The sequence below is a fragment of the Paenibacillus xylanivorans genome, assembly GCF_001280595.1.
In the GTDB taxonomy this organism is placed as follows: domain Bacteria; phylum Bacillota; class Bacilli; order Paenibacillales; family Paenibacillaceae; genus Paenibacillus; species Paenibacillus xylanivorans.
In genome coordinates this window covers 306,437-317,089 of the sequence record NZ_LITU01000075.1, presented here as the reverse complement: position 1 = coordinate 317,089, position 10,653 = coordinate 306,437, and the positions used below count along the sequence as shown (strand labels likewise).

Below are 10,653 nucleotides of genomic sequence, written 5' to 3'. Positions count from 1 at the left end.
AGGGGTTCGAATCCCCTACGGGTCATATCTAACTTCAAAAAAAGAAGTTGATTTTTACAGCAGTTTTATGATAAGATCATGAATGTGTTGTTCGGAGGCTTAGCTCAGCTGGGAGAGCATCTGCCTTACAAGCAGAGGGTCGGGGGTTCGAACCCCTCAGCCTCCACCATATAGATTTTAAATAACGACGCGGGGTGGAGCAGCCCGGTAGCTCGTCGGGCTCATAACCCGAAGGCCGCAGGTTCAAATCCTGCCCCCGCAATTATACTTTCTATCAAGAAAGTGATCTGGAACCGTGGTGTAGTTGGCCTAACATGCCTGCCTGTCACGCAGGAGATCGCGGGTTCGAATCCCGTCGGTTCCGCCATTTTAATCTTCACATGAGGAAGCTGTTCACTAAATCTGCTATATGGCACCGAACGCCCTAGATAAAGTGTAACGTTTCAAGATTAAACTTTATTATGGCTCGGTAGCTCAGTCGGTAGAGCAGAGGACTGAAAATCCTCGTGTCGGCGGTTCGATTCCGTCCCGAGCCACCATTTTTATCAAAACTTAATATGCCGGTGTAGCTCAACTGGTAGAGCAACTGACTTGTAATCAGTAGGTTGGGGGTTCAAGTCCTCTCGCCGGCACCATTTAATCCTGGAGGATTAGCGAAGCGGCCAAACGCATCAGACTGTAAATCTGCTCCCGTACGGGTTCGGTGGTTCGAATCCATCATCCTCCACCAGTTTTATAGGGGCATAGTTTAAAGGTAGAACAACGGTCTCCAAAACCGTTGGTGTGGGTTCAATTCCTGCTGCCCCTGCCAATTAAGTTTTTAAAAACATATTGTATTGTGGCGGTCGTGGCGAAGTGGTTAACGCACCGGTTTGTGGATCCGGCATTCGGGGGTTCAATTCCCCTCGATCGCCCTTTTGTTTTTTTGGGGATTAGCCAAGCGGTAAGGCAACGGACTTTGACTCCGTCATGCATAGGTTCAAATCCTATATCCCCAGCCATTTTGCGGACGTGGCTCAGCGGTAGAGCATCGCCTTGCCAAGGCGAGGGTCGCGGGTTCGATTCCCGTCGTCCGCTCCAAAATATGGCGCCATAGCCAAGTGGTAAGGCACAGCTCTGCAAAAGCTTTATCCCCAGTTCGAATCTGGGTGGCGCCTCCAGTATATTTTCATAAAAGCATCATATGCCGGCGTGGCGGAATGGCAGACGCGCTCGACTCAAAATCGAGTGGGAAACCGTGGAGGTTCGAGTCCTCTCGCCGGTATTCAAGCAAGTAAGTAAAAGCTCATTAGATGAAAACTCTAATGGGCTTTTTTTTATTTGGCAGATATTATTTGAATTATTGTTTGTAGAAGAAGATGGAATTATTTTTGTTTATGTATTGACGTACAACTTTAATAGGTATATTGTAGATATGTAAAGTCTTTTATTTTATTTCGGTTAATTACGGATATTATAGCTCTTTTAAATTCATATAGCAAATGCTTATCAAAAAAATATCCTCTTTACGAATTTATATTTTTTATACAAAGAAATGGAGTGAAGTCACGTGTTTGAGGAAAAACGGGTATCCAAGCATTCTGAAATTTTATTCGATCTATCTGTATGGGAAGAAGCGTGGAGAGATCAGTCCACAGCTTCAAAATACAATATGAAAAGCACAGCGTTTGACCTTACAGAGGCATTTGAACAATGGGCTAGAGGATATCATCAACAGTCGTTTACTGAAGCGGGTAAACAGCGATCCGAACGCATCATAGGCTGGATTGAAAATCAGGGAGTTGATTTTAACGGTTTATCAATATTAGATATTGGAGCAGCGTCAGGCATCTTTACGATCCCTTTTGCAACCAAAGGAGCAACAGTTACAGCTGTAGAGCCATCGGAACTGCTCAATTCATTAATGAAAGAGACGATTCCTCCGTCTTTACAATCCAGTATAAATACTGTGTCAGAACGCTTCGAGGAAATATCGATTCAGGATAAGGGTTGGGAGAGGAAATTTGACTTTGCATTTGCATCTATGTGCCCAGCAATGTCGGATTGGGAAACGATTGAACAAGCAATCAGCACTGCTCGAAAGTATGTGTATATCAGCACGATGGCTGGGCCAAAAGAAGACACACTATTAGATGAGCTTAAAGAGGTTCTGGGTGTATACCCTTCATACAATGCAGGAGACATGGGTTATATACAACAGCTGCTGTACCTGAAAGACTATTCCTACACCACCTTGATCACTAAAGAAACAAGTTATTTTGAGATGTCTGTGGAAGAAGTCGTCGATAAACTTCAGGAATGGCTTAGCACGCATGAACTGCCAACGGATGAAGGTTCACTTGCCCTAGCTGAGCAATATATCAGAGACACGTATAAGGAGGGAGTGGTTGCATTCTCACGCGGAGGGAAATTCGGTAAAATCCTGATTCAATTGGAGCAACCGAATATGAAAGTGGTACGTACCAAAGAGCAGTAAATTATTTAAGCAGTTTAAGTAAACTCAGATTTATTTCATTTAATACGTAGTTGCAAGGGAGCCGTTTTACTGGCTCCCTTTTGTATGGTCATATATAGAACAACTTTCTATGGCTAAATAATAGAGTTACATCTTTTAATAGATAGGAATTGATAGAAGCGTCGGACTTCATCCTCAAAAGAGCCGTTTACTGCTTCATGGATAGATCTGGCTTCTGCTTACGTTCCCGGTATTGGCCGGGCGTAATCCCTTCCCATTTTCGAAAAGAACGGATAAAGTTCTGCGGGTTGTTATAACGAAGCCGTGCAGCGATATCCTTGACCGTTAGCTCGCTTTCGTCGAGCCATTTTTTAGCCATAGTGAAGCGGTACTTCGTCAGATACTCACTGAATGCACAGCCTGTCTCTTTGCGGAATACACTACTTAAGTAGTTTGCATTGTAGTGAAGTCTGGATGCGCATTCCTCCAAAGTCAAATCTTTATCGTATTCTTGATGAATGATGGCGATCATTTTCTCAGAGATATGCTGATATTGGGCGTACTGTCTTTCCTTTAAAATGAGAATGATCGGAAGGATGATATGGTCGTTAAACCAATGTTCAACCTCGGCAGCGTACTGCAGCGCATGAAGTTCATTGAAGATAGACCCATGGCCTTTGGAGATCTGTCCCAGTCGTATACCGGATTCCTGTATCATCTGCAAAATATGTGTTAACAATCGGGTAAGTGCTACCTGATATTCTTCCGGTGTGCATTCCATGCCAAACAACACTTCAAGTAACTGATGGAGATGAGATGAGGCTCGGGCTTCATCGGCGTTTTGGATAGTCTGTATCAGCGTATACTCCAGTGATTCGGGATAAGGCAGCGCCCAATGAGAATTACGATTATCGATCGTCTCAAATTGAAAGATGATGCCTGCCCCCAGTTTCATTCGATGCTTGAGCGCTTCAAGAGCCTCCGTATAAGCCTGCGGTATCTGAAATAGGGAGGCGTGGGGCTGACTAAAGCCAATGCTTACCTGAAGACTAAGGATCTGACTGACCTGATGTTGGAGTTGTTCCGTTAACGTATACAGATGCTGTGAAAAACGAACACGATCTTGTTCAGTGGTACCGATGATTGTAACTACAGCCTGCTCATATACCACAGGAAGTAACTGTTGTTCCGCATGAACACTCTCCTCCAGTATATTCTGAACAGCAAACAATAACAGATCACGATCCTTGGCATGATATTTGATGTGATTTACGAGATCGGCCTGGACTGCGATGACGGCTATTTGTTGCCACTCTTGAAGCTGTGAATCATAACCATTCTCTCTGAGTATGTCATGAAGAGTGGACGGTACAATTTTGCCCAGAAGCAGGTTAATTAGAGAATGAGTACGGATCTGCAACTTATATTGATTTAATTTGTTTTCAAGCTGGGATTGAGATGCGGATAGCTGCGAAACGCCAGCTCTGATTTGCTCGAATTCATCGATATGATGTGCAGACTTGGTTTCAGGGCGATCTTTGGGTAATCGTTTGTCACCGAGTTGTGCAAGAATTTTGCGAATCGGAATATGCATTCGTCTCGAACCTATCCATGAGAGCAACATTGAAAGCAGTAGCAAGGCGAAACTGATATATATAGTGTGTAATCCAATCTGAACATACTCGTGAGTTAGAATATTCGTAGGCGAAATGAGAATATATGTCCACCCTTTTAGAGCAGAATGCGTATAGGACAGCGAGTAATATGTATCTGCAATACGGACCTCCCGTTGGCCTGAAGAGGCAGCGGATCCACGTATAGATAACAGCTCACTAAAATTGGTACCCGATTCGCTATCTTTTATTCCTGCTGCAGCCATGGGCTGTCCAATATTACGGGGATCAGGATGAACCATGATACGCTGTTCACGATTCAGAATGATTAGTCCTGCCGTAGAACTGTCTGGTGAATCCTCTTCCAGTGATTTTTGCAGTGAACACGCGGGAATTCCCGCAATCAGGGCAGCGTCAGAAGAAACATTTACATCGGGTATCGATCTGGCAAGTGCAATATGATAGATGCAGCCTGAATTCACTTGGCGCTCATTATTGTTAAACACGGATGAAGGTGTAAGCTGCCAACCAGATGTGAGTGTGTTCGATAACAAGTCTTTCATGGGCAGAGCCATTGGAAAATCAGTATTAAGGTACAAGCCAGCATGATCGATAAGCCAATCCTGGGTCTGATTTACGAGCGTTATATCCATTAGAGGCTCCCATGACCTCATATTCTTGAATTCGGTCTGTAACTTCTCAGCAAACAAAGGCTCGGTGCCTTGTACCGACGGAGATGAAGACAGAGAATGGAGCGTGTCCGGTGATCGAACGGCCTGATCGAGCATATAGCTAACGGTTGCAAGTTTGTGTTCCACATTGGTTTGCATTTGGATTAACAGTTGTTCATTGGCTTGAGCACGATACAGCTCCGTTTGTTTCGAAGAATAGATAAAAGCGGCGATTCCAGTCAACAGAATGGGCAGGGTACTTAATAAGATTCCGAAGACTATCATTTTATGTAGATAGCTGAATGATCGCACAGGTCCACTCCTGACTTTTGGATTAGTAACACTTCCTATTTTAGTAAACGCTTACATATAGAACAATATAAATTTTGTTTATTTAGATAAAAAAGTAATAAAATTCAATTGAAAATTAAGATGATGAATAAGTCCAGAGTGTATATCAGGTCTCTTTGATTTTTATGGAAGACGTAATGGGAAACGTCAGTCGAGGGAGAACGTAGATAAGAGGTAGGGACGTCATATTCATACGGGGTGAACCAGTTTCGAAGAAAGGTAATAAGAGATATTTAAGGCCTTTATTCGATATAGTGGTCGTTGGTCTGATCCAGGGACAGTCAAAGGTCCAAACTGATCCCCGACCTGAGTCTAGGATGAAAAACCGTCCACGGTCTGTTTTGAAAAGTCGCAGTTTCCCCTAGAATAAGGACATAAGGTTAAACAAGAAACAAACGAACAAACAAACACACAAATCAAAATTAATGAACCGAAAGGGTGGTGAACAATAATTATGAGATGGAATAAAGGAAATGGCTGGGCGATTGTACTGATTGCATTGGGTGCACTTCTCCTCTTCGGAAAGCTAACTCCCCTACTGGGACATTTAATGGGTTATCTGATTCCGATTCTGATGATTGCACTTGGCTATTACGGAGTTAAACGAGGAAATGTACTGCTTGGATGGATTGTTCTCTTCATCGGTATCCTCTCATTGCTGGGTAAACTGGCATGGCTGATCGGACCGATCATCGCGATTGGGTTAATCATCTTCGGATTCTCCATGTTGAGTAATCGCAGTCGTCGTGGCCGTTACTAAGCTTTCACGATTATGATAAGGAGGACAGACAAAATGAGTGTATTTCGTCGAATGCGGGATATTACCGTAGCTAACTTGAATGAACATTTGGAGCAAAGTCAGGATCCAGTCAAACTGATTGACCAGTTTCTGGTCTCGACCCGCCAAGACATCGGTGAAGCCGAGAAGCTTCGTCATCAATATGCAACCCATACCAGACAAATGAAACAACAAGCGGATCAGGCAGCAGGTATGGTACACAAACGGGAAGAACAAGCTTCCATGGCTCTGAAAGCAGGCGAGGAGCATTTAGCTAAACTTGCTCTGCAGGAGAAAATCCTCCACGAGGAAAAAATGGAGCAATACAATGAATTGTACGCACAAAGCAATGCGGCATTACAGGAACTGGATGAACAGATCGACCAACTGAAAGTGGAATATCAAAATGTATACAGCAAACGCCAATATTACTACGCTCGTATGCAGACGATTCAATTGCAGCAACGAATGAATCAGAGAGGTCACTACAACGGTCAGAATGTACCCCGTATGTTCAACCGGCTGGACGATCAGGTATCTGATCTCGAATATGAGGCACAAAGTCTCCGGGATTTGCGTCGGATGAGTCAGGATGGGGCAGGAACGTCTGGCACCATGTCATCCTCTACACTGGACAAAGAACTGGAACGACTGAAACAAAAGCTAAACAATGACAGAAAGGAGTAGACACATGAATAAACTTTACCGCTCATCGCGCAATCGTATGCTGACAGGTTTGATCGGCGGCATCTCTGAAAACCTTGGATTTAGTTCCACGCTGCTGCGTATCATTTTCTTCATCAGTATTTTCGCTACGGGGGGTACATCATTGCTGATCTACTTCATCGCTGCATTGGTAGTGCCAAAAGAATCCTATCATGCTGATCCATACACTTATAGTGCTGATCACGCAAGAGGATACAAGTAAACGAAAGGAGTAAGCACATGAGCAAATTATATCGCTCAACGCGTGACCGGATGCTGACAGGATTGTGTGGCGGGATATCCGAGTCGATCGGCATGGATTCAACCTTGCTGCGTATCATCTTCGTCATCAGTATCTTCGTAACTGGCGGCACGTCGTTGTTAATCTACTTCATCGCAGCATTGGTGGTACCAAAAGAGCCATATCCACCTTATGATCCATACGGCTATGGTCCGGGCCCTGGCGCTGGTAGAGGACACAATAACTTTGATCACGAGCCGCCAAGAGGTCCTTTTCAAAATAACCACAATCAACAAGGCCCTGGAAATTTCGGTCCTGGCCCAGGATACAACAGCAGACCTCAGTCTGGTCCACGTTCTTACGACAATAACGCCTACGGAGCAGGATCACAGCAAGAAAGTGAACTTGATTCCATGATGAAAGATATTGAGAAAAAAGCATTGAAAAAAGAAGTTGAAGAGCTTCGCCAAAAATTATCTCGTTACGAGAAGGGAGAAAAGTAAAATGGGAGTATTTAAACGGATTAAGGATATGACTAAAGCGTCGGTAAATGATATGTTGGATAAAGTGGAAGACCCAATTGTAATGTTGAACCAGTATTTGCGTGACATGGAGGCGGAAATTCATGAGGCAGAGGTAACAGTTGCCAAACAAATGGCGAATGAGCGTCGCATGAAACAGCGTCTGGACGAAGCAGAACGTACATCGGTACAACGTGAGTCTCAGGCAGAGGCTGCACTGGCTAATGGTCAGGAAGAAGTGGCCCGTAAATTGCTGGAAGAGAAAATTTACTTCGATCAAAAAATTACGGAATACAGAGAACTTCATGCTCAATCCGAAGCTCAAGCCAAAGATTTGCTGCAACAGCTGCATGACATGAAAGATGAGTTCTACAAAATGCGTAACAAACGTAATGAACTCGTATCCCGTGCACAAATGGCGAAAGCTAAAAAACAAATGTCCCAAATCAACAGCTTGCACTCCATCGAGAGTGGTGGCGCATCCCTTGGATTCCACCGAATGGAAGAGAAAATCATGCAAATGGAAGCAGAAGCTGATGTGATCCGTGCACCTTATCGTAACACACAATCTACGTACACTAATCCTGTAGATACCGAAAAGCAATTCAAAGTGGATCAACAGCTGCAAGCTCTGAAAAACAAAATCGGCAATGGTGCCAAGAATGAAACGGGCGGTACTTCAAAAGAATAACTGTTCGCTCAGCAGACAATATGATATTCTATAAATCGTGAATAAAGAACGGTTTCTAGAACAAAGGTTAAGCCATACAGGTGTTCAAAGCCTGATATGGCTTTTCCGTCGAATTGGGAAGATCAACTTACAGAGGAGGTGCGGCAGAGATGAATAAGAAGGGTCAATGGCTTGCTGTTGTAATCATTGTCATCGGCATGCTGATGTTACTGAACCGAAGTATTAACCTGCTGACCGTCGCCGCACTGATTCTGTTAACGATAGGTATGGTACAAGTTCGTAAGGGTGACACACACAAAGGCTATCGATACCTCGGTATCGGTGCCGCTCTGTTGTTGCTTGATAATCTAATGATTGTATTTTTGATTGTACTGGCTTCACTGGCTTATTTTTATTCTAAAAACAAAAAGATTCATCTAGATGGGCATGTCATGCGCAAGCAAAATTTCATGGCTCGTTACTATTGGGATCAGTCCCCATGGACACTGCGCAGCATGAGCCTATGGCATGCTATGGGTGAGATCAATGCAGATCTGTCACTCTCCCTCCCGGAAGAGAAACAAACGATTGTACTTTTGCAAGGGGTTATGGGAAATGTTCGTCTGACGCTACCTGAGGATTATGGTGTGGAAATTGAGGCATCTGTACTCTTTGGACGAATAAGTGTTAATGGAGAACAGGATAGCGGCATGATGAACAAATTGGTATGGAGAACTCCTGGATATGAGTCCAGTGAACATAAAGCAAAATTTGTCATTTCTTATATTGTTGGCGACCTAAACATCAGTAATCCGTAATAAGTTAAATAAGTGAAGAAGGAGGAGACCCGGATGAAGACAAAACGACATACCGACATGGTAACCCGAAGTATGGGTGAAGGGATCCTCCTTGTTTTCATTGTGCTCATTGTAATCTTGTATGTATTGTATACATATGGTTATCTTGCCCCGTTTGCAGGATGGAGGCATCTGATTCAATCGGGTCTGGCATTGCTGTTGCTCTTGATCGGTATGGGTGCGGCCTTCGGATTCTATCAGAGTTATCGGGTCAAACGAAGGCTTGAACTGTTGCGAGAGACATTGCTGCAATGGGAAAAGGGGTCACTCTCACGTACTGTGCCGGACCTCGGCATTGATGATGTAGGTCGATTAAGTGAACAGCTTGGACGAATCGGCAAAAAGTGGGAAGATCAGGTCTCTTCTCTGCAAAGGCTGTCTACCAATAACGCGCAATTAGCTGAACAGGCCAGAATAACGGCCATTGTGGAGGAACGGCAGCGGCTGGCACGGGAATTGCATGATGCGGTATCACAGCAGCTGTTCGCCATTTCCATGACCGCAACAGCGGTTGGACGCAGAATGGAAAAGGATTTTGCACGTGCCCAGCGGCAGGTGGCCCTGATCGAAGAGATGGCGTCGGTAGCACAGTCCGAGATGCGAGCGTTGCTATTGCATCTGCGACCTGTCTATCTGGAGGGTAAACATCTCGAACAAGGTTTGCGTGATCTGGTGATGGAGTTGAAAACAAAAGTACCTATGGATATCGTGCTCGAAATGGATGAAGACATCCATTTGATCAAAGGCATTGAGAATCATCTTTTTCGTATTGTTCAGGAAGCGATGTCCAATACATTACGTCATGCGAAGGCGGAAAAGATGGAAATTCGGCTTCAGCGCCGGATGGATGCCATTCGGGTACTGATTCGTGATGATGGCCAGGGATTTGATCTTGACGATCAGAAACAGGCCTCCTATGGTCTGACCAATATGCGTGAACGTGTGACTGAAATTGGCGGAGCCATTCAATTTGTAACGGCGCCGGGCAAAGGAACACGAATTGAGATAACGATACCTTTGATGAACGATGAAAGCGAGGAAGAATATGTCAATGGAGACGGGAATAGAGACGGAAGCGGAAACGTCGATCAAAGTGTTGCTCGTGGATGATCATGAGATGGTACGCATTGGCCTCGCTGCGGTACTGGATACCGAAGACGGTATTGAAGTGGTGGGGGAAGCGGGCAGCGGTGAGGAAGGCATCCGATTGGCACAGGAGTATAAACCTGATGTTGTCCTGATGGATCTTGTGATGGAAGGGATGGACGGGATTGAAGCCACCCGGCAGCTGCTCAAAATGTATCCGGAATGCAAGGTCATTGTGCTAACCAGTTATCTGGATGATGAAAAAATGTATCCGGTCATTGAGGCAGGAGCCTTCAGCTATCTGCTGAAAACATCCAGAGCCAATGAGGTGGCAGATGCGATCCGTGCTGCAGCTCGAGGGCAATCGGTTTTGGAGTCACAAGTGGCTTCCAAAATGATGAATCGTTTCCGACAGCCACAGGCAGCCACACCTGCTCATGAGGAATTGACTGATCGGGAGATGGATGTACTCCGGTTGGTGGCCAAAGGAAAGTCAAACCAGGACATCGCAGATGATCTGATCATCGGAATCAAGACGGTCAAGTTCCATGTGACGAACATACTGGCCAAACTTGGCGTGGATGACCGTACACAGGCAGCCATTTATGCATATAAGAATGGACTTGCGGAGTAGGATATGAATTGTGTGAGTGTTGAGACGATAAGGTCCGATCAGCCATGAAGATGGTGGATGGGGCTTTTTTT

General features: G+C 44.7%; 10 protein-coding genes and 12 tRNA genes. 21 read left to right on the top strand and 1 reads right to left on the bottom strand.

The window, feature by feature from the left end; all coding sequences use genetic code 11:
- The first annotated feature begins 93 nt into the window (after positions 1-93).
- From AMS66_RS24780 to AMS66_RS24720, 13 genes are all read left to right on the top strand, one after another.
- Positions 94-169: transfer RNA gene (locus AMS66_RS24780), tRNA-Val, on the top strand.
- 19 nt (positions 170-188) lie between these two features.
- Positions 189-262: transfer RNA gene (locus tag AMS66_RS24775), tRNA-Met, on the top strand.
- Between the two features lie 27 nt (positions 263-289).
- Positions 290-367, top strand: a tRNA-Asp gene (locus AMS66_RS24770).
- Between the two features lie 96 nt (positions 368-463).
- Positions 464-539 (top strand) — tRNA-Phe (locus AMS66_RS24765).
- Between the two features lie 20 nt (positions 540-559).
- Positions 560-635 (top strand) — tRNA-Thr (locus AMS66_RS24760).
- A gap of 9 nt (positions 636-644) precedes the next feature.
- Positions 645-730: transfer RNA gene (locus AMS66_RS24755), tRNA-Tyr, on the top strand.
- Between the two features lie 7 nt (positions 731-737).
- Positions 738-811, top strand: a tRNA-Trp gene (locus AMS66_RS24750).
- A 30-nt stretch (positions 812-841) separates the two neighbouring features.
- Positions 842-914 (top strand) — tRNA-His (locus tag AMS66_RS24745).
- A 12-nt stretch (positions 915-926) separates the two neighbouring features.
- Positions 927-1,001: transfer RNA gene (locus AMS66_RS24740), tRNA-Gln, on the top strand.
- A gap of 4 nt (positions 1,002-1,005) precedes the next feature.
- Positions 1,006-1,080 (top strand) — tRNA-Gly (locus tag AMS66_RS24735).
- A 6-nt stretch (positions 1,081-1,086) separates the two neighbouring features.
- Positions 1,087-1,160, top strand: a tRNA-Cys gene (locus tag AMS66_RS24730).
- A 25-nt stretch (positions 1,161-1,185) separates the two neighbouring features.
- Positions 1,186-1,264, top strand: a tRNA-Leu gene (locus AMS66_RS24725).
- A gap of 285 nt (positions 1,265-1,549) precedes the next feature.
- Positions 1,550-2,476, top strand: a complete 927-nt coding sequence (locus tag AMS66_RS24720) for a class I SAM-dependent methyltransferase (RefSeq protein ID WP_053783301.1) — start codon at positions 1,550-1,552, stop codon at positions 2,474-2,476.
- Between the two features lie 187 nt (positions 2,477-2,663).
- Here AMS66_RS24720 and AMS66_RS24715 read toward each other — a convergent pair whose 3' ends face one another.
- Positions 2,664-5,051, bottom strand: a complete 2,388-nt coding sequence (locus tag AMS66_RS24715; RefSeq protein ID WP_144424601.1) for a helix-turn-helix domain-containing protein — start codon at positions 5,049-5,051, stop codon at positions 2,664-2,666.
- 493 nt (positions 5,052-5,544) lie between these two features.
- On the opposite strand from AMS66_RS24715, the gene AMS66_RS24710 reads away from it, so the two are divergent.
- The 8 genes from AMS66_RS24710 (at position 5,545) to AMS66_RS24675 (ending at position 10,582) form a co-directional block, all read left to right on the top strand.
- Entirely contained in the window at positions 5,545-5,850 is a 306-nt protein-coding gene (locus tag AMS66_RS24710; protein WP_053783299.1) for a LiaF transmembrane domain-containing protein, read from the top strand.
- A 33-nt stretch (positions 5,851-5,883) separates the two neighbouring features.
- The gene (locus AMS66_RS24705) at positions 5,884-6,555 is read left to right on the top strand and encodes a PspA/IM30 family protein (protein ID WP_024634155.1); all 672 of its coding nucleotides are present in this window, start codon (positions 5,884-5,886) and stop codon (positions 6,553-6,555) included.
- Between the two features lie 4 nt (positions 6,556-6,559).
- Complete coding sequence (locus AMS66_RS24700; RefSeq protein ID WP_053783298.1) at positions 6,560-6,796, top strand: PspC domain-containing protein; 237 nt, start codon at positions 6,560-6,562, stop codon at positions 6,794-6,796.
- A gap of 17 nt (positions 6,797-6,813) precedes the next feature.
- On the top strand, positions 6,814-7,317 hold the full coding sequence (locus AMS66_RS24695) for a PspC domain-containing protein (RefSeq protein ID WP_053783297.1): 504 nt from the start codon (positions 6,814-6,816) through the stop codon (positions 7,315-7,317).
- 1 nt (position 7,318) lies between these two features.
- Positions 7,319-8,026, top strand: a complete 708-nt coding sequence (locus AMS66_RS24690) for a PspA/IM30 family protein (protein WP_024634152.1) — start codon at positions 7,319-7,321, stop codon at positions 8,024-8,026.
- A gap of 149 nt (positions 8,027-8,175) precedes the next feature.
- Entirely contained in the window at positions 8,176-8,823 is a 648-nt protein-coding gene (liaF, locus tag AMS66_RS24685) for a cell wall-active antibiotics response protein LiaF (protein WP_053783296.1), read from the top strand.
- A gap of 33 nt (positions 8,824-8,856) precedes the next feature.
- Positions 8,857-9,972 (top strand): sensor histidine kinase, encoded by a 1,116-nt coding sequence (locus AMS66_RS24680; protein WP_053783295.1) that lies wholly within the window; start codon positions 8,857-8,859, stop codon positions 9,970-9,972.
- Complete coding sequence (locus AMS66_RS24675; RefSeq protein WP_144424600.1) at positions 9,914-10,582, top strand: response regulator transcription factor; 669 nt, start codon at positions 9,914-9,916, stop codon at positions 10,580-10,582. Before AMS66_RS24680 ends, AMS66_RS24675 begins: the two co-directional genes overlap by 59 nt.
- The last annotated feature ends 71 nt before the right edge of the window (positions 10,583-10,653 follow it).